The organism is Variovorax sp. WDL1 (genome assembly GCF_001541225.1).
In the GTDB taxonomy this organism is placed as follows: Bacteria; Pseudomonadota; Gammaproteobacteria; order Burkholderiales; family Burkholderiaceae_C; genus Variovorax.
In genome coordinates this window covers 16,706-36,017 of sequence record NZ_LMTS01000248.1, presented here as the reverse complement: position 1 = coordinate 36,017, position 19,312 = coordinate 16,706, and the positions used below count along the sequence as shown (strand labels likewise).

General features: G+C 70.3%; 20 protein-coding genes. 8 read left to right on the top strand and 12 right to left on the bottom strand.

The window, feature by feature from the left end; translation table 11 throughout:
* On the bottom strand, positions 1-942 hold a 942-nt coding region (locus APY03_RS31010), incomplete at its 3' end, for a YihY/virulence factor BrkB family protein (RefSeq protein WP_083944672.1).
* 102 nt (positions 943-1,044) lie between these two features.
* A complete protein-coding gene (locus tag APY03_RS31005) occupies positions 1,045-1,953 on the bottom strand; it encodes a LysR family transcriptional regulator (protein WP_068683179.1) in 909 nt (302 codons plus the stop codon).
* A 128-nt stretch (positions 1,954-2,081) separates the two neighbouring features.
* On the opposite strand from APY03_RS31005, the gene APY03_RS31000 reads away from it, so the two are divergent.
* Positions 2,082-2,840, top strand: coding sequence for an SDR family oxidoreductase (locus APY03_RS31000; protein ID WP_068683177.1), 759 nt, complete (start codon positions 2,082-2,084; stop codon positions 2,838-2,840).
* A 48-nt stretch (positions 2,841-2,888) separates the two neighbouring features.
* Here the strand turns inward: APY03_RS31000 and APY03_RS30995 are convergent, their stop codons facing one another.
* The gene (locus APY03_RS30995; protein WP_083944671.1) at positions 2,889-3,908 is read right to left on the bottom strand and encodes an SDR family oxidoreductase; all 1,020 of its coding nucleotides are present in this window, start codon (positions 3,906-3,908) and stop codon (positions 2,889-2,891) included.
* Between the two features lie 154 nt (positions 3,909-4,062).
* Between APY03_RS30995 and APY03_RS30990 the strand changes: the two genes are divergently transcribed.
* Positions 4,063-4,542, top strand: a complete 480-nt coding sequence (locus APY03_RS30990; protein WP_068683175.1) for an FKBP-type peptidyl-prolyl cis-trans isomerase — start codon at positions 4,063-4,065, stop codon at positions 4,540-4,542.
* 61 nt (positions 4,543-4,603) lie between these two features.
* On the opposite strand, the gene APY03_RS30985 is transcribed toward APY03_RS30990, so the two are convergent.
* Both APY03_RS30985 and APY03_RS30980 read right to left on the bottom strand, forming a co-directional pair.
* Positions 4,604-4,843 carry a hypothetical protein gene (locus APY03_RS30985; RefSeq protein ID WP_068683173.1) on the bottom strand — a complete coding sequence of 80 codons (240 nt, stop codon included), beginning with the start codon at positions 4,841-4,843 and terminating at the stop codon, positions 4,604-4,606.
* Between the two features lie 100 nt (positions 4,844-4,943).
* A complete protein-coding gene (locus tag APY03_RS30980) occupies positions 4,944-5,264 on the bottom strand; it encodes a hypothetical protein (protein WP_146039302.1) in 321 nt (106 codons plus the stop codon).
* A 276-nt stretch (positions 5,265-5,540) separates the two neighbouring features.
* On the opposite strand from APY03_RS30980, the gene APY03_RS30975 reads away from it, so the two are divergent.
* Positions 5,541-6,614 (top strand): pirin family protein, encoded by a 1,074-nt coding sequence (locus tag APY03_RS30975; protein WP_068683168.1) that lies wholly within the window; start codon positions 5,541-5,543, stop codon positions 6,612-6,614.
* 9 nt (positions 6,615-6,623) lie between these two features.
* On the opposite strand, the gene APY03_RS30970 is transcribed toward APY03_RS30975, so the two are convergent.
* Together APY03_RS30970 and APY03_RS30965 are read right to left on the bottom strand one after the other, a co-directional pair.
* Positions 6,624-7,922 carry an extracellular catalytic domain type 1 short-chain-length polyhydroxyalkanoate depolymerase gene (locus APY03_RS30970; RefSeq protein ID WP_197913158.1) on the bottom strand — a complete coding sequence of 433 codons (1,299 nt, stop codon included), beginning with the start codon at positions 7,920-7,922 and terminating at the stop codon, positions 6,624-6,626.
* Between the two features lie 63 nt (positions 7,923-7,985).
* Complete coding sequence (locus APY03_RS30965; RefSeq protein ID WP_068683164.1) at positions 7,986-9,563, bottom strand: FAD-dependent monooxygenase; 1,578 nt, start codon at positions 9,561-9,563, stop codon at positions 7,986-7,988.
* Positions 9,564-9,731: 168 nt separating this feature from the next.
* Between APY03_RS30965 and APY03_RS30960 the strand changes: the two genes are divergently transcribed.
* Entirely contained in the window at positions 9,732-10,175 is a 444-nt protein-coding gene (locus APY03_RS30960; RefSeq protein WP_083944670.1) for a hypothetical protein, read from the top strand.
* A gap of 10 nt (positions 10,176-10,185) precedes the next feature.
* Here APY03_RS30960 and leuB read toward each other — a convergent pair whose 3' ends face one another.
* From leuB to APY03_RS30940, 4 genes are read right to left on the bottom strand one after another with little or no spacing between them, the layout of a single operon-like run.
* Positions 10,186-11,256, bottom strand: a complete 1,071-nt coding sequence (leuB, locus tag APY03_RS30955; RefSeq protein ID WP_068683162.1) for a 3-isopropylmalate dehydrogenase — start codon at positions 11,254-11,256, stop codon at positions 10,186-10,188.
* Between the two features lie 17 nt (positions 11,257-11,273).
* A complete protein-coding gene (gene leuD / locus APY03_RS30950) occupies positions 11,274-11,888 on the bottom strand; it encodes a 3-isopropylmalate dehydratase small subunit (protein WP_068683160.1) in 615 nt (204 codons plus the stop codon).
* An 11-nt stretch (positions 11,889-11,899) separates the two neighbouring features.
* The gene (leuC, locus tag APY03_RS30945) at positions 11,900-13,324 is read right to left on the bottom strand and encodes a 3-isopropylmalate dehydratase large subunit (protein WP_102905219.1); all 1,425 of its coding nucleotides are present in this window, start codon (positions 13,322-13,324) and stop codon (positions 11,900-11,902) included.
* 5 nt (positions 13,325-13,329) lie between these two features.
* Positions 13,330-14,310 carry a Bug family tripartite tricarboxylate transporter substrate binding protein gene (locus tag APY03_RS30940; protein WP_068683156.1) on the bottom strand — a complete coding sequence of 327 codons (981 nt, stop codon included), beginning with the start codon at positions 14,308-14,310 and terminating at the stop codon, positions 13,330-13,332.
* A 115-nt stretch (positions 14,311-14,425) separates the two neighbouring features.
* Here APY03_RS30940 and gcvA point away from each other — a divergent pair, with 115 nt between their 5' ends.
* Positions 14,426-15,355, top strand: a complete 930-nt coding sequence (gcvA, locus tag APY03_RS30935; protein WP_068683154.1) for a transcriptional regulator GcvA — start codon at positions 14,426-14,428, stop codon at positions 15,353-15,355.
* Here the strand turns inward: gcvA and APY03_RS30930 are convergent.
* Positions 15,342-16,319, bottom strand: a complete 978-nt coding sequence (locus APY03_RS30930; RefSeq protein WP_068683152.1) for a Bug family tripartite tricarboxylate transporter substrate binding protein — start codon at positions 16,317-16,319, stop codon at positions 15,342-15,344. The two genes, gcvA and APY03_RS30930, sit on opposite strands and share 14 nt — an antisense overlap.
* A 139-nt stretch (positions 16,320-16,458) precedes the next feature.
* Here APY03_RS30930 and APY03_RS30925 point away from each other — a divergent pair, with 139 nt between their 5' ends.
* From APY03_RS30925 to APY03_RS30915, 3 genes are read left to right on the top strand one after another with little or no spacing between them, the layout of a single operon-like run.
* Positions 16,459-17,031 carry a VOC family protein gene (locus APY03_RS30925; protein WP_068683150.1) on the top strand — a complete coding sequence of 191 codons (573 nt, stop codon included), beginning with the start codon at positions 16,459-16,461 and terminating at the stop codon, positions 17,029-17,031.
* The gene (gene mhpA / locus APY03_RS30920; RefSeq protein ID WP_068683148.1) at positions 17,024-18,520 is read left to right on the top strand and encodes a bifunctional 3-(3-hydroxy-phenyl)propionate/3-hydroxycinnamic acid hydroxylase MhpA; all 1,497 of its coding nucleotides are present in this window, start codon (positions 17,024-17,026) and stop codon (positions 18,518-18,520) included. The genes APY03_RS30925 and mhpA overlap by 8 nt, the downstream gene beginning before the upstream one ends.
* A gap of 27 nt (positions 18,521-18,547) precedes the next feature.
* Positions 18,548-19,303, top strand: a complete 756-nt coding sequence (locus APY03_RS30915) for an IclR family transcriptional regulator (protein WP_232081182.1) — start codon at positions 18,548-18,550, stop codon at positions 19,301-19,303.
* Positions 19,304-19,312: the final 9 nt, after the last annotated feature.

Sequence of the window (19,312 nt, the reverse complement as noted above, 5' to 3'; positions counted from 1 at the left end):
GGCGGCCGCCGGCAGCGGGCCTGCACCCTCCACGCGGTCGGTCCCCGCCTCCGCTTCAGCCGCTGCGACCTTCGTGGCCTCGACCGCCTTCGTGCCCGACGTCGAGCCCTTCGCATTGGCGTAGACCTTGGTGAACTCGGCCCCCAGCAGGAAGATCTGCACCGCGTAGTACACCCAGGCCACCAGCAGCACCAGCGAGCCCGCCGCGGCAAAGGACTCGTTGACGCCGCTCTTGCCAAGGTACAGGCCGATGCCCAGCTTGCCGAGCTCGAAAAGCACCGCCGTCACCAGGGCGCCGACCCAGACGTCCCGCCACGCGATGCGCGCCGTCGGCATCAGCTTGTAGATCATCGCGAACAGCAGGGTGACGATGCCCAGCGAGATCACGATGTTGAGTGCGTGCAACAGCACCTCCCAGCCGGGCAGCAGCCCGCCGAACCAGCTGCCGAAGGCCGACAGCCCGGCGCTCACCACCAGCGACACCATCAGCAGGAAGGCCAGCCCCAGGATCAGCCCGAAGGACAGCAGTCGCGCGCGCAGCACTGCCCATAGGCCGGAGGGCTTCTCGCGCTCGGGGACATGCCAGATGCGGTCGAGCGCGCTCTGCAGCTCTGCGAACACGGTCGTGGCACCGACCAGCAGCACCACTGCGCTGATCAGTCCTGCGATCAGGCCCTTGTCGGGCTCGCTCACGCTGCGCAGCATCGCCTCGACCGCGGTCGCGCCCTCGCGGCCCACCAGGCCGGAAATCTGCTCGACGATGCGGCCCTCCGCGGCCTCGCGTCCGAACAGCGCACCCGCGATCGCGATCACGATCACCAGCAGCGGAGTGATCGAGAAGATCGTGTAGTAGGAGATCGCGGCCCCCATGCTCGGGGCGTAGTCGTCGACCCAGGAGACGACGGACTGGCGGCAAAGGTCGTACAGGTGCTTGAGGTTCATGGCGGCGGGGCTTCGCGGTTGGTGGGCCCAATGTCATCCATGCCGCCGCCGGCGCCATGCGGCAAGCTTGCAAGATCGAGTAGGCGCTTGCCCATCCGCGCGTCAGCGCGTCGGCTTCGCGCCGCCAGCCCATGCACGCACCAGCGTGTCGTACACCAGCCGCACGCGCGCGGGCACTGGCGAGCGCTGCGCGCGCCACACGTGCACCGGCCACGGCTCGGGTGCTTCGGCATCGAGCACCGAGACCAGTTGCCCGGTCTGCAGCAAAGGCTCCGCCAGCGGCGCCACCAACTGCCCGAAGCCCAGGCCGGCCAGCACGGCGCTGCATTCGGCATCGGTGTCGTCGGTGACGAAGGCCGGCGCGGATACAGGCATCTGGCGCTTGCGGCTGAAGGCCCAGTGCCAGGGCCGGCCCGACGTGGGATCGATCAAGGCGGTGAGGGGCAGGCGCTGCAGGTCCTCGATGCTGCGCGGCACGCCGGTGCGGGCGACCAGCGCCGGTGCCGCCACCACCATCAGCGCCATGCGCTCCACCGTGCGGGCCACGAAGCGGCTGTCGGGCTGGCGGCCCACGCGCACGCCGATGTCGATGTGCTGGTCGACTGCGTCGGCCATCTCCTCCGACAGCCGCAGGTCCAGCAGCAGGCCGGGATGGCCGGCGAGCACCGGCGCCAGCAGCTGCGGAATCCAGCGGCGGCCGAACACGCTGGGCACCGTCAACCTCACCGTGCCCGCGTGCTGCGAGAGCGCGCGCCGGTCGGTCCGATGGAAGAGCGCATCCACGCCGCCCACCGCGGTGCGCGCCCGCTCCACAAGGGCGCGCCCGAAATCGGTGAGCTGCACCCCGCGGGTGCTGCGGTGGAACAGCGGCTCGCCCAGTTCCTCCTCCAGCTCGCGCACCGCGCGCGTGACCACCTGCGGCGAGACCGACAGGCGGATCGCCGCATCGCGGAAGTTGGCCGCATCGGCGGCGGTGCAGAAGACGCGCAGGGCTTCGAGGCGGTTGCTCACGGCGGGGGCTTTCGGAGTTGGCGTTCCGCAAATGCGAATTCAGAACGCGCAGAAGTTTCATTTACGGGAACGCCCGGATTTTCCACACTGACGTCACTCCTCATCAACCCCTTCGAAAGGAAGCTTCCATGACATCCGTTCAAGACAACATCCGCGGCAAGGTTGCCATCGTCACCGGCGCCAGCAGCGGGCTCGGCGAATCGACGGCGCGCCACCTGGCGGCGCGCGGCGCCAAGGTCGTGCTGGCGGCGCGCCGCACCGAGCGGCTCGAGCAAGTCGTCGCCGAGATCCGCGAGGCCGGCGGCGAGGCCATCGCGGTCGCCACCGACGTGGCCAAGCGCGACGACCTCGAGAAGCTGGCCGAGGCTACCGTCGCAGCGTTCGGGCGCATCGACGTGCTCGTCAACAACGCGGGCGTGATGCCGCTGTCGCCGCTGGCGAAGCTCAAGGTCGACGAGTGGGACCGCACCATCGACGTCAACATCAAGGGCGTGCTCTACGGCATCGCCGCCGTGCTGCCCCGCATGCAGGCACAGGGCAGCGGCCACATCGTCAACGTGGCATCGATCGCGGGACTGAAGGTGTTCACGCCCATCGGCACCGTGTACAGCGCCACCAAGTTCGCGGTGCGGGCGATCTCCGAGGGCCTGCGCGTGGAAGTGGGCAACAGCGGCGTGCGCGTGACCATCGTGTCGCCCGGCGCGGTGGAGTCCGAGCTGAAGTTCGGCACCACCGATGTCGAGACCGCCGCCGGCGTGCAGGCCTTCTACGAAGCGAGCCAGATCCCAGCCGACTCCGTGGCACGGGCGGTGGTGTATGCGGTCGAGCAGCCGGCGGACGTCGACATCAACGAGGTGGTGCTGCGGCCGGTGTCGCAGGAGTTCTGAGCGCCGGCAGGCGGCAGGGCCGGCAGATGCAGGCGCAGGCGCAGGCGCTCAGTAGCTTGCCGGCCTGCGCCGCCGCAGCACCCACCAACTCGCGAGCGCCGCCGCGCCCAGCGCGGTGGCCGCGATGCCCACGGCCGCGGCGGTGCGATGGCTCGGTCGCGATGCCAAGAAGCCGCCGTCGATCGCATGCCCGCGCGAAGGCACGAACAGGTTGCCGTCGGTCTGCGGGCGCGGCTCGGCGCTTTCCAGCGCGCGCTCGGTCACCCACCTCATCAGCCGTCCCAACAGGTTCGGCGCGAGCGCATGGCCCCAGATGCCCAGCCGCGCTCCGGCCCCCAGATAGGTCGAGGCGCGCGGCCTCCGGCTGAGCGACAGCAGAACGTCGGCCACGCGCCGCGGATCGACCAGGCCAGGCGGCGGGCTCAGCCGATGGCCGCTGTAGTTCGCGCCGTGCGTGACGCCCGGCGTATCGACGAAGGTGGGATAGACGTCGCACACGTGAACCTGCGGCAGGTCTGCCAGTTCGGCACGCAGCGCCTCGGAGAAGCCGCGCAGCCCGAACTTGCTGGCGCTGTAAGCCGCGGCATACGGCGACGACACCCAGCCGCCGACGGAGATCATGTTGATCAGCGTGCCGCAGCCGCGTGCGCGGAAGTGCGGCAGCACCGCATGGGCCCCGTTCATGTGGCCCAGCAGGTTGGCCTCGACGACGCGCCGGTGCGCGTCGATGGGCGTCTGGTCGAACAGGCCAATGGCGCCCACGCCCACGTTGTTGATCCACACGTCGATCTGGCCGAAGCGCTCCAGCGCTGCCTCGGCCAGGCGCTTGACCGCCGCGGCGTCGGTGACATCGGTGGGCTGCACCAGCACGCGCGCGCCCGCCTCGCTGCACTCGGCGGCAACGACCTCGAGCGATTCGCGCTCACGCGCGGCGAGCACCAGATCCGCGCCTTCGCCGGCGAACGCCAGCGCGGTGGCCCGCCCGATGCCGCTGGACGCGCCGGTGAGCACCACGACCGGGGAGAGCTGGTACGCGGAAGGGGAAGGTGGGGAAGCAGCGAGGGACATGACAGGCTTCTCACAACAGACGAGTTGGATCCGTTATCCGGTCCGCCCGGGGAGCTCGTCGTGGGAACCGGCTCCGTCGCCATGTGGGCGATCGATGACAAGCCAAGACCTGACCGAGAATCCCGCTTCCGACAGTCCAGCCCCTCTTCCCACCATGAAAATCCAGAAAGACACCGTCGTGACCCTTCGCTACAAGGTCGCCGACGCCACCACGAGCAAGCTGATCGAGGAAAGCCCCGACCCGATGGTCTACCTCCATGGCGGCTACAACAACACCTTTCCCAAGATCGAGGCCGCACTGGAGGGCAAGGAAGCGGGCTTCCAGGCGACCCTGAACCTCGCGCCCGGCGATGCCTTCGGCGAGCGCGACGAGTCGCTGCTGCGCACCATCCCGAAGGCGGACTTCCCACCCGGCGTCAAGGTCGGCGGCCAGCTCGAGGGCCGTAACGACCAGGGCGAACCGCAGGTCTTCAACGTCGTGAAGATCAAGGGCCCGCAGGTGATCCTCGACGGCAATCACCCGCTCGCGGGCAAGTCACTCAAGTTCAGCCTGAGCGTGACCGGCGTGCGCGCGGCGACGCCGGAAGAGATTGCGCATCGCCATGTGCATGGCGAGCACGGGCACCATCACTGAGCGCGGACCCGGCTGTCCGTGCACTGGAGCCACAAATAGCGCATGGCGAGGATCGCGGCCATCACGCCGCCTCCTTGCCGGCGACCTCCAGCCGGTTCAGCGCCATGAGGGCGTGCGCCCGGTCCTGCGGCCAGAGCTTGACGAGATCCGTCAGGCGCTTGGCGTCACTCACAGGGACGTCGGCCTTCGCGGGTGGGTCGGTCGCGATGCCGGTCTCCCATGCTTCGGACTGGGATGGTTGCCGGGGCGATGGCGGCACGATGGTGGGATCGAAATCCGGGGGCGGGGTGGCGATAGGCATGTCCGGTGACTCCTTGATTCGTCGCAAGGTAGCCCCCCGCTGCGCAGCCCCTCTGTAGGAAGGCGCCGGGGGCTGGGCAGGGCGTCGTCGGGGCTTCGTGTCAGACCCACCAGCACCCGGCGGCCAGCGCGGCGGCCAGTGCGATCAGGCTGGTGTTCTCGGCGGCATGCCAGATCATCGGGGGCACGTCGCCCGGCACGTTGCCAGCGGCCATGACCGAGAAGGTGCAGACGCCCAGGGCGTAGTACCCCAGCACGGCCAGGAAGGGGATGGCGAAGCGCCTCACCGGACCGGGCGCCGGGCGCGGCGCCCACCGCGGCACGAGCAGCGGCAGGGGCTGGGTGCACATGGTGCGGGTGGGGGCGCCGCCATTCCCGTGACGGCGATCCTCGTGGCGCTGCTGAAGCGACTGCTGGTCCATGTTGTTCTGCTTGTGGAGGCGGGGCGCGACGGTCTCTCGCGCCGCGGCCTGCGATGTCGAAGGCTTCGGGGCCCGTGGCCGGAATTGTGGGCTCGCCAGGCCGCCGCCCATTGCGCGAACAGGACGGCAATCGCCCTGCAGATCGTTGCGTTCGCGTGGCGACAGCGTCCTGCGCTTGGCACTTCACCCGGCAGGGATTGCCCCCACCTGCGGCGAACCATGCCCGGTCGCCCCGATCGGATCAGAATGAATGTCTGTCGCACAGGAAAGAACATCATGAGCGCCGCCGCCCCCATCGTCCGCCTCGAAGCCCTCGGCTTCCCCTGGAAGACCATCGACCCCTTCCTGTTCTGCGCCTACCACGACGACGCCTACCCGCGCGCCAACGCGCAGATGGGCCCCGAAGCCTCGCTCGCCGGCCGCGACCTCGGCCAGGACTTCAGCCGCAAGGACGGCTGGAGCATGTACCACGGCGACGCGGTGCCGGGGTTCCCGGGCCATCCGCATCGCGGCTTCGAGACGGTGACCATCGTGCGCAAGGGCCTCATCGACCATTCCGATTCGCTGGGCGCCACCGCGCGCTTCGGCGGCGGCGACGTGCAATGGCTCACCGCCGGCCGCGGCATCGTGCATGCGGAGATGTTCCCGCTGCTCGACCGGGCCGGGCCCAATCCGCTGGAGCTGTTCCAGATCTGGCTCAACCTGCCGGCGCGCAGCAAGATGGCGCAGCCGCACTTCACCATGTTCTGGGCCGAGGACATCCCGCGCTTCACCGCGATGGATGGCGAGGGCCGCTCGACCGAGGTGGCCAGCATCGCCGGGCGCATCGCGCCGATCGACGGCGAGCCGGGCGCCGGCGGGCCGCTGGCGCCACCACCCGACTCGTGGGCCGCGCGGCCCGACGCGGATGTCGCCATCTGGACCCTCAGGATGGAGCCTCATGCCTGCTGGGTGCTGCCCGCAGCGACGGGCAAGGAATCGCGGCGCAGCCTCTACTTCTTCAAGGGCCGCTCGGTCAGCGTGGCGGGGCAGAAAGTCGATCATCACGCCGCGATCGAGCTGCGCGCGGATGCGCGGGTGGAGCTCATCAACGGCGACGAGGAGAGCGAGTTCCTGGTGCTGCAGGGACGGCCGATCGGCGAGCCGGTGGCGCAGTACGGTCCCTTCGTGATGAACACGCAGGCCGAGATCGCCCAGGCCATGGCCGACTATCGCCGCACCCAGTTCGGCGGCTGGCCCTGGGCCGACATGGCACCGGTGCATGGGCGCGATCCGGCGCGCTTTGCGCGGCATCCGGACGGCAGCGAGGAACGGCCCGAGCTGCCGGCGGGCGTGCTCGCCCGCGGCTGAGCACGCAGCTCAGCCGCAGCCGGCGGGCGGCTGCGCGAACCAGCGCCCTCCCGCGCCCTGGTACAGGGCCACGCGGGTGAAGAAGTAATCCCAGGCGAAGCCGATGTCGCGCATGTCGCCGGTGCTGATGGCGCGCATGCGCAACAGGCCGCCGTAGGTGGCGCGGCCGGCGCCGATGTGCGCGCCCGGTGCCGCGACGAGGCTCGTGCAGCCGGGCGATGGCGGCGGAGGTGGAGGCGGGGGCGGCGGTGGGGGGCCGGTCGTGTCGGCCGCATGGCGTGAGAAGAAGTCCCACACGATGTCCGGGTAGCTCGGCCCGCGCTGCAACGCCCATTTGCCGTCGCGGCCCGCCTGCCCGCCGATCCAGTAGTGGCCGTGGTCGGTATCGGCGGGATCGGGCGTGGCGGCCGGCCCGTTGTAGAACACCGTCTCCACCAGCGAGCGGCTGCCGGGCTGCGCATCGACGGTGTAGAAGCTCTGCTGGCAGCCGTAGTCCGGCCCGTTGACCGGAACGCAGGGGCGCTGCTCGGCCAGCGCCTCGGCCGGCGTGTCGCGCGCCGCGCCGCCGTTGAGCTGCAGCTGCGCATCGCGCAGGTTGCGGCCCGCGGGCTGGATCACGGTGCAATCCTGGTTGTTCTGCAGCACCAGCAGCGGGATCGCGTAGCCCGCGTTGCGCTCGCGCCGCATGTCGGCCACCACCTGGCCCACCCCGTGGAAGCTCGCGTTGCCGGGGCAGCCCGAGAAGGACACCGAGGCGGCGTCCTCGCCATAGGGCAGGCCCGAGGCGCTGGCCGCCGCGGCGAAATACTCGTTGTGCGTGACCGAGAGCACCACCGCCATCGCCGCGCCCGAGGACAGCCCGGTCACGTAGCGCCGCCGCGGGTCGATGCCGAAGCGCGCCTCCACCTGCCGTCCGATCTGGTGCAGGTCCTCGGGCTCGCCGCGGCCCTGGTGTCGATGCTGGTCGAACCAGAAGCCCCAGCAATTGGTGTTGCGCAGGCCGTCGTAGCTGGTGATGAAGGGAGCAACCAGGATGAAGCCGAAGCGGTCGGCCGCCGCGGCGAGGCCCCAGTCGCGCAGCACGTCGTCGTGCGTCTGCTGGCAGCCGTGCAGCGCCATCACCATCGGCGCCGGGGTGGCGAGGCCATCCGGCACGTAGACCTTGTACTGGCGCTCGCGCGAGCCGGAATAGCTTTGCGGGGACAGGGTGAAGGCGCTGGTGGTGCCGGCCTGGGCGGGCCATGCGCTCGCCAGCACGAGCAGCCCGAACAGGGCGATGGCGACGCAGCGCGTCAGCATAGAGGCCATGGTGCACCGTCCTTTGGGCATGGGGGGCACTGATCTTGGCGTGGGCCCGCGACGCTCGCAATCCTACCCAAAGGGGAGCGTCCGCAGGCCCAGGGGCCCGGCTGCATGGCGCGCGAGCGCCGCGAGGTCCAGCCGCGCGCCGCACAGCGCGATATGTCCGTCGGGCCGCAGCAAATAGAACGAAAGCTGCGGAAGCTTCTGGCGCGCCAGTTCCGCTGCGTTGCCGGGGTCCGGCGGGAAGGCATGGACGCGTACCCGCTCGCCGGGCAGGAGCAGGGGCGCCTGCGGCGCCGGCTGGCCGAACACGAGCAGGTGGAAATGCAGGTCGTCGAGCTTGTCGAACACGTCCTCCGGCGGCCCGTCCGCCGAGAAGCGCAGCCGAAGCCACGGAAAACGATCGCCCGCGCGCGGCGCGCCCTGGGGCGGGTCGTCCAGCGAGAGCGACAGGGCGCTGGCTCGATAGTGGATGCCGATCTGCGACACCACCCGAAAGGCCATGCGTTGAATGCGCGGCCGGCTCATGGCCAGCGCGCCGATGCGTGCCAGCACCTCGGTGCGCAGCAGGCCGGCGAACCAGTTGTCGGACACCACCAGCTTGAAGCCGCGGTCGGTGGTGTCGAGCAGGCGTCGCGCGACCGGCAGCCGCTCGGCCTCGTACGAGTCCAGCAGCGCCTCATCGGCCTGCCCCTGCACGACCAGGGCAAGCTTCCACCCGAGGTTGTAGGCGTCCTGCAGGCCCGTGTTCATGCCCTGCGCGCCGACCGGGCTGTGGATGTGGGCCGCATCGCCGAGCACGAAGGCGCGGCCTTCGCGAAAGCGCGAGGCGCTGCGGTGATGGATGCGGTAGGTGGAGAACCAGCTGCAGCCCTCGAAGGCGAGGCCGGCGCCGGCCTTCTCGCGCACAGAGGGAATCACGTCATCGAAGCGCACACCCTCCCTGTCGCGCAGCGCCGCCGGCAGGATGCCGACCAGGCGCCAGTGGTCCTGCCCGCGCATCGGGAACAGCAGGTGGAAGCCGTCCTTGTGCAGGTAGACGTTGACCTCGTCCGGCACCATGGTGCCGGTCGCCTGCACGTCGGCGACGAAGAACACGTGCTCGTAGGGTGCGCCTGGAAAACCGATGCCGCTCTGCTCGCGCACCGCGCTGTGGGCGCCGTCGCAGCCGGCGACCCAGGCGGCCTCGATCTCCTGCATCTCGCCGCTCGCCAGCTTCAGCGTCGCCGTCGCGCACTCGGGCGTCTGGGTGAGGGCCAGCAGCTCGGTGTTCCAGCGCACCGAGAGGCCGAAGTCGTGCAGCCGCTCGCCCAGGATCTTCTCGTTGTCGTCCTGCCCGAGCACGAGGATGTACGGGTAAGGGCTCAGCTGCGCGCCCGCATCGCCGAGCGGAACGCGTGCCATGCGGCGCCCTTCGGCCCACAGGTTGGCGCCCGAGCCGCGCTTGCCGAGCGCCAGTGCGCGGTCCACCACGCCCAGCTTCGCGTAGATCTCCAGCGTGCGCGCCTGCACGCCCAGGGCCCGGGTCTCGCGCGCCGGCCCCGCGTGGCGATCGATGATCAGCGTGCGCACGCCGCGGCGCGCCAGCTGGTTGGCCAACATGAGGCCGGTGGGACCGGCACCGACGACAAGGACATCGCAATCCATGGCCACTCCTTTCAGGCGCTTTCACCAGTTGGTCATTGGGCGCCTGCAGATCGTCCTCGCGCAACTCCCGGCGACCGAGGCCAGCCGGAGCCGGCGCGCGCGCATGGCGCACGATGCGGCACACGGCTACCATGCGCGTGGCGCGCGGTGCGCCTGGCAGGAGGACGTATGGCGACAGCTGGGGAAGGCGGCGCGGCGGACTTCGGCGCCGCCCGAAACGCATGGTGGAACTGGAACGTGCCGCCCTGGCCGTGGTCGTCGGTCGCGCCGCAGCGGCTCGATCAGCAGATCAACCCGGGCTGGTCGCTGTTCAACGTCACCTACAACAACTCTTCAGCGCCCGCCATCGAGCGCGATGTGCTGCAGCAGCACAGCTACGGGCGCCAGATCGGCCGGCTGATGGATGCGATCTCGGCCCTGGTCGAGCGGCTTCCGGCCAGCGCCAGGGACGATCCGCGCATCGACGACTTCAAGGCGCTCGCGGATGACATCGCGCGCATCAAGAAGAATGCGCGCCTGCCCCGGCTGGAGCGCCTGCAGCAGGACATCGAGGCGCTGCGGGAGGAGGACCCGAAGGCCTACGCGCAGCTCAAGGCCATGCTCGCGCGCTGACGCGCCATCCTCAACCCCGCACCGCCGCCACCACCGCTTCGCCCATCTCGCGCGTGCCCACGCGCCGCATGCCGGGCTGGAAGATGTCGCCGGTGCGCAGGCCCTCGGCCAGCACCTTGCGCACCGCGGCCTCGACGCGGTCCGCGTGCTCGGCCAGCCCGAAGGAATAGCGCAGCATCATCGCCATCGAAAGGATGGCGGCGAGCGGGTTCGCCAGGTCCTTGCCGGCGATGTCGGGCGCCGTGCCGTGCACCGGCTCATACAGTCCCTTGGCGCCCGCAGCCATCGACGCCGAGGGCAGCATGCCGATCGAGCCGGTCAGCATCGCGGCCGCATCCGAGAGGATGTCGCCGAAGATGTTGCCGGTGACGATCACGTCGAACTGCTTCGGCGCGCGCATCAGCTGCATGGCCGCGGCGTCGACGAAGAGGTGGGTGAGCTCCACGTCCGGGTACTCGGCGCCGACGCGCGTGACCACCTCTCGCCACAGCTGCATCACCTCCAGCACGTTGGCCTTGTCCACCGAGCAGAGCTTGCGCCTGCGCGCCCGCGCGGTGCGGAAGGCGACATGCGCGATGCGCTCCACCTCGGGCTCGGAGTAGCGCATCGTGTTGAAGGCCTCGCGCTCGCCGCGCGCGTTGGTGCCGCTGCCGCGCGGCTCGCCGAAGTAGACATCGCCGGTGAGCTCGCGCAGGATCATCAGGTCGAGGCCCTCGATCACCTCGGGCTTGAGGGTGGAGGCGCCGATCAGCTCGGGAAAGAGGAAGGCCGGCCGGAAGTTGGCGAACAGGCCCAGGTCCTGGCGCAGCCGCAGCAGGCTGGCGCCGGGCCGCATGGCAAAGGCGATGGCCTCGTCGCCGGGCATCCCGGCAGAGCCGAACAGGATGGCGTCCGCGGCGCGCGCGATGGCGAGCGTGGCCTGCGGCAGCGGGTCGCCGGCACTGTCGATGCCGGCCTGGCCGATAGGCGCCTCCACCAGCTCCACGGCCTGGCCGGAACCCAGCACCGCCTTCAGCACGCGCACGGCCTCGGCCGTGACTTCGGGACCGATGCCGTCACCGGGCAACACTGCGATCTTCATGGGGAACAACTCTTTCTTCAGGCAGATGAAACGGTAGGAAGGAAGGCGGCGCGATCGCGCTCGAAGGCCTCGATGCGCCCGGCCTGGCCGAGGGTGTAGTCCAGCTCGTCCAGCCCCGCGAGCAGGCAGTGGCGTGCGAACGGATCGATCTCGAAGGCATCGCAGCCGCCGTCGCTCGCATGCACGCGCTGGGCCGCAAGGTCGATGCGCAGGTGCGCACCGGCCTCGCGCTGCAGCAGGGCCAGCAGCGCCTCGACGCGCGGCTCGGGCAGGCGCACGGGCAGCAGACCGTTCTTCAGCGCGTTGGAGAAGAAGATGTCGCCGAAGCTGGGCGCAACCACGGCGCGGAAGCCGCCGTCGACCAGCGCCCACACGGCATGCTCGCGCGAGGAGCCGCAGCCGAAGTTGCGGCCGGCCACGAGGATGCAAGCCTGCGCATAGGCCGGATCGTTGAGCGGGAAATCGGCGCGCCGCGCGCCCTGTGCATCGTGCCGCACGTCACGGAACAGGAACGCGCCGAAGTCGGCGGCGCGCGGCTTCTGCAGGTAGAGCGCCGGCACGATCTGGTCGGTGTCGACGTTGATGCGCGCCAGCGGCACGGCCACGGCATCGAGCTGGGTGAAGGCTTGCATGGTGTGCGTCCTCAGTGCGCCTGCAGCAGCGCGCGCACATCGGTCAGCCGCCCGGTCACCGCGGCGGCGGCGGCCATGGCGGGACTCATCAGGTGGGTGCGTGCGCCCGGCCCTTGCCGGCCGACGAAGTTGCGGTTGGAGGTGGAGGCGCAGCGCTGCCCCGGCGCGACCTGGTCGCCGTTGGTACCCAGGCACATCGAGCAGCCCGCATGCCGCCACTGGAAGCCGGCCGCTCGAAACACCGCGTCGAGGCCCTCGTCCTCGGCCTGCTGCTTGACCAGGCCGGAGCCGGGCACCACCCAGGCCTCCACGCCCTCGGCCACGCGGCGGCCGCGCGCCACCGCTGCGGCGCTGCGCAGGTCCTCGATGCGGCCGTTGGTGCAGGAGCCGATGAAGACGCGCTGCACCGCGATGTCTTCCAGCCGCTGGCCAGGCGCGAGGCCCATGTAGGCCAGGGCGCCCTGCATCGCCGTGCGGCGGTCGGCATCGCCGGCCTCGGCCGGATCGGGCACGCGACCCGAGATGGGCAGCACGTCCTCGGGGCTGGTGCCCCAGGTGACCATGGGCGCGATCTCGTTGGCATGCAGCGCGATCTCGCGGTCGAAGGCGGCATCCTCGTCGCCGGGCAACCGGCGCCAGCGGGCGAGTGCGGACTCCCACTCGGCGCCCTTCGGCGCCTGCGGGCGGCCGGCCAGCCAGGCATAGGTGGTGTCGTCGGGCGCGATCATCCCGGCGCGCGCGCCGGCCTCGATGGACATGTTGCACACGGTCATGCGCGCCTCCATCGACAGCGCGCGGATCGCCTTGCCCGCGTACTCGATGACGTGGCCGGTCGCGCCCGCAGCGCCGATGCGGCCGATGATGGCCAGGATGATGTCCTTGGCGGTCACGCCTGCACCCAGCCGGCCGTCGACGCTGACGCGCAGCGTGCGCGGCTTGCGCTGCCACAGGGCCTGGGTGGCCAGCACGTGCGCCACTTCCGAGGCGCCGATGCCGAAGGCCAGCGCGCCCAATGCGCCATGCGTGGAGGTGTGGCTGTCGCCGCAGACGATCAGCATGCCCGGCAGGCTCAGGCCCTGCTCGGGGCCGACCACGTGCACGATGCCTTGGCGCAGGTCGTCCAGGCCGAAGAATCGGATGCCCGACGCGGCGCAGTCGTCGGCCAGCGCCTGCGCCATGGCGCGCTTCTCCGGATCGGCGATGCGGCCGAGGTCGCGCGAGCCGGTCGGCACATAGTGGTCCGGCGTGGCGAAGGCGAGATCGGGCCGGCGCACGGGCAGGCCGCGCTCGCGCAGCATCTGGAATGCCGGCGCGGAGCCGTCCTGCACCAGGTGGCGATCGACATGGAGCAGGCTCTGGCCGTCGTCGCGCTGCATCACGACGTGCTGCGACCAGATCTTGTCGAACAGGGTGCGGGGAGCGGGAGAATCAGGCATCGGCATCAGTCCAGCTTGGCTCCCGACAGGCGCACGATCGATTCGTAGCGCTTGATCTCGGAGACGATGAACTGCCCGAATTCCTCCGGCGTGCCACCGCCGACCTCGGCGCCGAACTCGGCCATGCGGCGCTTCATGTCGGGCGACTTGAGCACCTCGTTGGCCTGCGCGTTGAGCTTCTCGATGACCGGCCGCGGCGTTCCCGCCGGCGCCATCAGTCCGTACCAGGAAGAGGCATAGATGCCGGGCAGCCCGGCTTCGTCGAAGGTCGGCACGTCCGGCAGCGCCGGATTGCGCTTCTTCGAGGCCACGGCCAGCGCGCGCATCCGGCCGCTCGCCACGAAGGGCAGGCAGGTGGTGGTGTCGAGCATCAGCGAGATGTGGCCCGCGGCCAGGTCGGCCTCCGCCGGCGCGGTGCCCTTGTAGGGCACGTGCACGATGTCGATCTTCGCGGCCGACATGAACTGCACCGCCGCCAGGTGCTGCGAGGAGCCGACGCCGCCGGAGCCGTAGTTGAGCTTGCCCGGGTTGGCCTTGGCCGCGTCGATCACGTCCTTGACGGTCTTGAACGGCGAGGAGGCCGGCACCACCAGGATGTTCGGCACGGCCGAGACGTAGACGATGGGCGCGAAGTCCTTGATCGGGTCGAAGCCCAGCTTGCTGTAGAGGTGGATGTTGACCGCGTTCGGGCTGATAGAGCCCATCAGCAGGTTGTAGCCGTCGGGCTTGACGCGCGCCGCGAGCTCGGTGCCGATGTTGCCGCCCGCGCCGCCGCGGTTGTCGATGACGATGGGCTGGCCGAGCTTCTGCGCGAGCGGCTCCGAGAGCATCCGCGCAGTGGTGTCGACGCCGCCTCCGGCGGGCCAGGGCACCATGAGCTTGATGGGCTGGCTGGGGTAGGCGCTGTCGGCGGCCTGCGCGCCGGCTCCAGTGCCCGCGGCGAGCAGCACGGCCATCAGGCAGGCATGCGCTTTCTTCATCGTCATGGCTTTGTCTCCTGTCTTCGTAGTGGGGACGATGCTAAGAACGCGGGAGCCTCGCGGCAATCACAATTAAGGCATGAGGGGCATGATCAAAACTCATGCCAAAGGAGCCACGCCCATGCCACGCCGCCTGCCCCCGCTCAACGCCCTGCGCGCCTTCGAGGCCGCGGCGCGCTGCGGCAATTTCACGCGCGCCGCCCAGGAGTTGTGCGTCACGCAGGGCGCGGTGAGCCGCCACATCGCGACGCTCGAGGGCTGGCTGCAGGTGGCGCTGTTCGAGCGCGGCCGCCACGGCATCTCGCTCACGCCGGCCGGCCAGAACTACTTCGGCACGGTGCGGGCGGCGCTGGATCAGATCGAGTACGGCACGCGCCAGTTGCAGGCCAACCCCGACGAGCGGCGCCTGCGCATCAAGCTGCCGCCGACCTTCGCGATCCGCTGGCTGGTGCCGCGGCTGGCGCGCTTCCATGCGCTGCATCCGCGCATCGACGTGCAGATCACCACATCGCACGAGCGCGCCGACTTCGCCCGCGAGGACGTGGACGTGAGCATCCATTCCGAGCCGGTGGCGCCCATGGGCCCGGGCTTCCGCCGCCTCTTCGGAGAGACGCTGGTGCCCGTCTGTGCGCCTGGCCTGCTGGAGCGTGGTCCGCCGCTGCGCGAGCCGGGCGAGCTCGCGCAGCACGTGCTGCTGTGCTCCATGAACCGCCCGATGGACTGGCCGGCCTGGCTCGCGGCGGCGGGCGCCCCGCAGATCGACGGCAACAACGGACTCAAGTTCGAGAACGCCGCGCTGGCCTACCAGGCGGCAGCAGACCAGCTGGGCGTGATGGTCGCGCTCGACGCCTTCGTGCGCGACGACCTGGCCTCGGGCCGGCTGGTGGCGCCCTTCGCGCTGCGGGTGCCGACGCGTGGCGCCTACTACCTCGCATGGCGCGACGACGCGCCGCAACCCGAGCGCGTGAAGGCCTTCGAGGCGTGGATCGTGCAGGAAGCCGAAGCGATGGAGGCGACCTCGGCCGCGGTGCCGTCCCTCAGTCGAGCTTGACCTTCGCCTGCCGGATCACCCGGCCCCACATCGCGCGGTCGGCCTCGATGAAGGCGCTGAACTCGGCCGGCGTGTTGCAGCGCAGTTCGCCGCCGTAGGAGCGCCACTTGTCGGCGAGCTCCCTCGACTCGCAGGCCTTCTTCATCGCGGCGCTGAGCTTGTCGAGGATGGGCTTCGGCGTGCCCGCGGGCGCGAGCAGGCCCTGCCAGGCAATGGGCGTGTAGTCCGGAAGACCGCTCTCGGCGAAGGTCGGCACCTCCGGGAAGCTCGGATGCCGCGCCTTGCCCGTGATTGCCAGCAGCTTGAGCTTGCCCGCGCGGATGTTGCCGGCCGCCGCGGGCAGGCCGTCGAACATCAGCTGAACCTGGCCGCCAAGCAGGTCGGTGTAGGGGCTGTTGCTGTTGTACGGCACGAGGTTGGTCTTGACGCCCGCGGCTTCGTTGAACCACACGCCTGAGAGGTGCGAGTAGCTGCCGATGCCCGCGGTCGCGACGGTCACCGAGTCGGGTTTGGCCTTGAGCTCGGCGATGAGCGCGCGCGCATCCTTCGCCGGCAGCGCCGGCGTGGCGATCAGGCCGGTGTTGAGCACGCCCATCAGGCTGATCGGCGCGAAGTCGCGCTCGGCGTTGAAGGGCAGCTTCGCGTAGAGATGCGGCACCACCGACAGCGAGCTCGTGGTGCCGATGTAGAGCGAGTAGCCGTCGGCCGGCGCCTTGGCCGCCGCTTCCGTTCCGATGATGTTCGAGGCGCCCGGGCGGTTCTCGACGAAGAAGGACTGCCCCATCACCTTGGTGAGCTCGGCCGCGATCTCGCGTGCATTCGCATCGGGTCCGCTGCCGGCCGGGAAGGGGGCAATGATGCGGACCGGCTTGGCGGGGTAGTCCTGTGCGTGGACGGCGAGCGTGGCCAGTGCGATGGTGGCGCCGGCGAGCAGTCGCCACGCGAGCGGGGCAGTGGGCTTCATGGAATGTCTCCTGATGAGGGTGGGGTCGCCCGCATCCTACGAAAACATCACCATATTGTCAAAATACGATAATCGGATTTTGTTTTCACGAGTTTTCGTTTAACAATACACGCACCGCTATCGTTTTGAGATACCAGACATGAGTCAACACCCGGACGCTGCATCCCCGACCCTGTCCCTGCAGTTCAGCCATATCGGCTTCCACGTGCACGACCTGCCCGGCATGGCGCGCTTCTACAAGGAGGCCCTGCGCTTCACCCAGACCGACGCCGGCGACCTCGGGCCGGTGCAGCTCGTGTTCCTGAGCCGCGACCCGGCCGAGCACCACCAGATCGTGCTGGCGACGGGCCGGCCTGCCGAGCTGCCCTTCAACCCGATCAACCAGATCTCGTTCCGCGTGCCCGACATCGCGACGCTGCGGCGCTTTCATGCCCGCCTGGTCGCGCATGGCGCGCAGGACGTGCAGCCGGTGACGCACGGCAACGCGATCTCCATCTACTGCCGCGACCCCGAAGGCAACCGTCTCGAGCTCTTCGTCGACACGCCGTGGTACTGCGAGCAGCCGCTGCGCCAGCCCATCGACCTGGCCGAATCGGACGAGCAGATCCTCGCGCGCGCCGAGGCCATCGCGAAGCGCTTGCCGAAGTTCATGAGCCGCGCCGAATGGCAGGCCCGGGTCGCACGGCAGATGGAGCAAGACCAGCGTGAATGACTCCACCCTCTTCGACGTCGCGATCGTCGGCCTCGGCCCCACCGGCGCCACGCTGGCCAACCTGCTCGGCAGCGCGGGCCTGTCGGTGCTGGTGGTCGAGAAGGAAGCCGCCATCTACCCACTGCCGCGCGCGATCCACTTCGACGGCGAAGTGATGCGCGTGTTCCAGAGCATCGGCCTGCGCGACGAGGTGCTGGCGATCTCGCGGCCGGGCACGCAGGGCATGCATTTCGTCAACGCAGCCGGCGAGACCCTGCTGATCCGCGGCGGCACCGCGGCACTGGGGCCGCACGGCTGCGCCAACAACTACTACTTTCACCAGCCCGAGCTGGAGGCGCTGCTGCGCCGGGGGCTGGATCGCTTCGACAACGTGTCGGTGCTGCTGCGCCATGAGCTCGTCGGCATCAAGGAGGACGCCGAGGCCGCGACGTTCTCGGTGCGCGCCCTCGAGGAGGGCGGCACGCTCGACTTCAAGGCCCGCTATGTCGTCGGCGCCGACGGCGCCCGTTCGCCGGTGCGCGCGCACATGGGCAGCCCCATGCACGACCTGGGCCTGCGCCAGCCCTGGCTGGTGTTCGACGTGATGCTCCGCAACGACGTGGACCTGCCCGACCACACGGTCCAGCACTGCGACCCCGCCCGGCCCATGACCTACTGCAACGTGACCGGCGCACGCCGGCGCTGGGAGATCATGGTGCTGCCCGGGGACGATCGCGAGGCGCTCCTCGCGCCCGAGACGCTGTGGGGCCTGGTCGGCCGCTGGATCACGCCGGCCGATGCGACGCTCGAGCGCGCCGCGATCTACACCTTCCACTCGGTCATCGCCGAAGGCTGGCGCCGCGGCCGGCTGCTGCTGGCCGGCGACGCCTGCCACCAGACGCCGCCTTTCCTCGGCCAGGGCATGTGCGCCGGCATCCGCGATGCGGCCAACCTCGCGTGGAAGCTGGAGGCGGTGCTGCGCGGACGCGCGCCGGCTGCGCTGCTCGACAGCTACGAGAGCGAGCGGGCGCCGCACGTGCGCGCGCTGATCGAGCTGGCGGTGCGGCTGGGCAACATCATCCAGACCACCGATGTGGAGGCCGCGGCCGCGCGCGATGCGAAGTTCCACGCCGGCGAGCCCGAGGTCTTCGAGCTGCCGCCGCAGGAACTGGGCACCGGCGCGTTCGATGCGCAGCAAGGCGCGCCGGCGGGCCGCCCCTTCCCGCAGCCAAGGCTGGCCGATGGCCGCCTGCTCGACGACCTGCTGGGCCGGCGCATGGCGGTGATCGGGCGCAACGGCTCGATCGCGGGCGTCTCGCGCGCGAGCGCCGAGCGCTGGCAGCGAGCCGGCGCGGTCGTCATCGACCGGCCCGATCCCTGCCTCGCGCAATGGCTGGATGCGCATGACGCCGATGCGGTCGTGCTGCGCCCCGACCGATATATCGTCGGGGTCGCGCGCACCGCCGGCGAGTTGGATGACCTCACACAACTGCTCCCGGTCGCGCCATGACTGCAAGACCGACTGCAAGGACCCCGCGTGAGCGAAGAAAAATCCAACTCCAGCCTCGAACGCATGCTCGGCGTGCTCGACCTCTTCGACGACCAGCGCCTCTCGCTGACCGCGGAGGACATCGCGGCAGCGCTCGAAGTCTCGCTGCCCACCGGCTACCGCTACGTTCGCACGCTGCTGGAGGCCGGCCTGCTGCAGCGGGTGGAGAACTCGCACTACACGCTGGGCCCGCGCATCATCCTGCTGGACCACTACATCCGCCGTGCCGACCCGGTGCTGCGCGAGGGCATACCGATCATGCGCGAGCTGGTGCAGCAGACCGGCTTCGACTGCGTGACCTCCGGCCTTTTCGGCACGCAGGTGCTCGACACCCATCGCGAGATGGGCAGCACCCCCGCCACCCTGGCCTACGGGCGCGGCCGCCCCCGGCCGCTGTTCCAGGGCGGCGCGCCCAAGGTGCTGCTCGCCACCTTCACGCCGACCCAGCTGCGCAAGGTCTTCGATGCGCGGCGCGAGGAGGCGATGCGCTGCGGCCTGCCTGGCGAGTGGAGCGAATTCCGCAAGTACTACGCGGCGATCCGCCGGGCCGGCCACTACCTCTCGAGGGGCGAGCTCGAACCGCAGCTGGCGGCGGTGGCCGCGCCGATCCTCAAGAGCGACGGCAGCGCCTGGGGTGCGCTGTCGCTGGTGCTGGAGACCTCGCGGCTGGCGATCGTCGACACGCGCAAGCTGGTCCAGCTGGTGAGCGAAGGCGCCGGGCGCATCGCTGCGCGGCTGGCCTGAGCTCCTCCT

Coding starts and splice junctions, on each gene's coding strand:
- APY03_RS31000 (WP_068683177.1), top strand. CDS start 2,082: ATGACATCCGTTCAAGACAACATCCGCGGCAAGGTTGCCATCGTCACC.
- APY03_RS30995 (WP_083944671.1), bottom strand. CDS start 3,908: ATGTCCCTCGCTGCTTCCCCACCTTCCCCTTCCGCGTACCAGCTCTCC.
- APY03_RS30990 (WP_068683175.1), top strand. CDS start 4,063: ATGAAAATCCAGAAAGACACCGTCGTGACCCTTCGCTACAAGGTCGCC.
- APY03_RS30985 (WP_068683173.1), bottom strand. CDS start 4,843: ATGCCTATCGCCACCCCGCCCCCGGATTTCGATCCCACCATCGTGCCG.
- APY03_RS30980 (WP_146039302.1), bottom strand. CDS start 5,264: ATGGACCAGCAGTCGCTTCAGCAGCGCCACGAGGATCGCCGTCACGGG.
- APY03_RS30975 (WP_068683168.1), top strand. CDS start 5,541: ATGAGCGCCGCCGCCCCCATCGTCCGCCTCGAAGCCCTCGGCTTCCCC.
- APY03_RS30970 (WP_197913158.1), bottom strand. CDS start 7,922: ATGGCCTCTATGCTGACGCGCTGCGTCGCCATCGCCCTGTTCGGGCTG.
- APY03_RS30965 (WP_068683164.1), bottom strand. CDS start 9,563: ATGGATTGCGATGTCCTTGTCGTCGGTGCCGGTCCCACCGGCCTCATG.
- APY03_RS30960 (WP_083944670.1), top strand. CDS start 9,732: ATGGCGACAGCTGGGGAAGGCGGCGCGGCGGACTTCGGCGCCGCCCGA.
- leuB (WP_068683162.1), bottom strand. CDS start 11,256: ATGAAGATCGCAGTGTTGCCCGGTGACGGCATCGGTCCCGAAGTCACG.
- leuD (WP_068683160.1), bottom strand. CDS start 11,888: ATGCAAGCCTTCACCCAGCTCGATGCCGTGGCCGTGCCGCTGGCGCGC.
- leuC (WP_102905219.1), bottom strand. CDS start 13,324: ATGCCTGATTCTCCCGCTCCCCGCACCCTGTTCGACAAGATCTGGTCG.
- APY03_RS30940 (WP_068683156.1), bottom strand. CDS start 14,310: ATGACGATGAAGAAAGCGCATGCCTGCCTGATGGCCGTGCTGCTCGCC.
- gcvA (WP_068683154.1), top strand. CDS start 14,426: ATGCCACGCCGCCTGCCCCCGCTCAACGCCCTGCGCGCCTTCGAGGCC.
- APY03_RS30930 (WP_068683152.1), bottom strand. CDS start 16,319: ATGAAGCCCACTGCCCCGCTCGCGTGGCGACTGCTCGCCGGCGCCACC.
- APY03_RS30925 (WP_068683150.1), top strand. CDS start 16,459: ATGAGTCAACACCCGGACGCTGCATCCCCGACCCTGTCCCTGCAGTTC.